The organism is Nocardia gamkensis NBRC 108242 (genome assembly GCF_001612985.1).
Taxonomy (GTDB): Bacteria; Actinomycetota; Actinomycetes; order Mycobacteriales; family Mycobacteriaceae; genus Nocardia; species Nocardia gamkensis.
This window is the reverse complement of record NZ_BDBM01000119.1, coordinates 1-598: the sequence shown is the minus strand read 5'-3', so window position 1 is coordinate 598 and position 598 is coordinate 1. Positions and strand designations below refer to the sequence as shown.

At 64.2% G+C, this 598-nt stretch carries 1 protein-coding gene; it reads right to left on the bottom strand.

Annotated features, from left to right (window positions below; all coding sequences use genetic code 11):
• On the bottom strand, positions 1-598 hold a 598-nt coding region (locus NG1_RS34885), incomplete at its 3' end, for a response regulator (RefSeq protein WP_062978132.1).

The following is a 598-nucleotide window of genomic DNA, read 5'->3' as shown; positions in this document are numbered from 1 at the left end:
CCTGGGTACGGCGTTCGAGACCGAGTTTGGCCAGCAGTCGGGAGACGTAGTTCTTCACGGTTTTCTCGGCGAGGAACATGCGTTCGGCGATCTGCCGGTTGGTCAGTCCTTCGCCGAGGAGGTCGAGTAGTTTGCGCTCTTGGTCTGTGAGGCCGGCCAGGGGTCCGTCTTGCTGGGTGTTCGTGCGCAGTCGTTGCATGAGGGCGGCGGCGGCGCGGTTGTCCAGCAGGGAGCGGCCTGCGCCGATTTCTTTGATGGCTTTGGCCAGTTCCATGCCCTTGATGTCTTTGACGACGTATCCGCTGGCTCCGGCCAGGATGGCGTCGAGCATGGCTTGTTCGTCGGTGAAGGAGGTGAGGATCAGGCAGCGCAGGTCGTCGAGTTTGGACAGTAGGTCGCGGCACAGTTCGATGCCGTTGCCGTCGGGCAGGCGTACGTCGAGCACGGCGACGTCGGGGCGGAGTGCGGGGATGCGGGCGAGTGCTTGGGCGACGTCGCCCGCTTCGCCGATCACCGACAGTTCCGGGTCGTGGGAGAGCAGGTCGGCCAGGCCGCGACGGACGATCTCGTGATCGTCGACCAGAAACACCGTGATCAT